Raw genomic sequence first — 426 nt, 5'->3', positions numbered from 1 at the left:
CAGAAAGGGTAGTTAGTGGAATGGCTGCTAAAGGCGTCTTTGCTATTACTGGTAAGGCTTCGATTAATTGGCTTAAGCGTGCGAGTAAGTCAGCAGCTTGGGCATCATCAAGGCGAGCGCGATTGAATATGAGTCTGAGTACTAATTCTTCTCCAGTTAAAATAATTAATGCCACAGGATAATGATTACCATCTATTCCTTGTGAATCAGAAATTTTTAACTCTCCTAAACTCTGATTTACTGTTGCATCAATCGGATAGTTCTCGTACGTAAACATCGCCTCAAACAAAGGTTCACCGGCAAAGCCTGCAAGCTTTTGGATGAGCGCTAAACCCACATGACCATGAGCATCTTGTTCTGCTTGGGCCGCTTGTTGATCGAGTAACCACTGCACTAAGGGGCTTGACTCTTCTAAACGTAAGTACA

Annotated in this window: 1 protein-coding gene; it reads right to left on the bottom strand. The window is 43.2% G+C overall.

Annotation, left to right across the window (positions count from 1 at the left end):
• Positions 1-426 (bottom strand): hypothetical protein (locus tag ICN41_RS11245; RefSeq protein ID WP_216293018.1); only part of this gene is annotated, 426 nt, incomplete at both ends.

The sequence above is a fragment of the Polynucleobacter sp. 15G-AUS-farblos genome, from assembly GCF_018882445.1.
Lineage (GTDB): Bacteria > Pseudomonadota > Gammaproteobacteria > Burkholderiales > Burkholderiaceae > Polynucleobacter.
The sequence above is the reverse complement of the archived record's forward strand: the minus strand, read 5'-3'. Positions and strand labels throughout refer to the sequence as shown.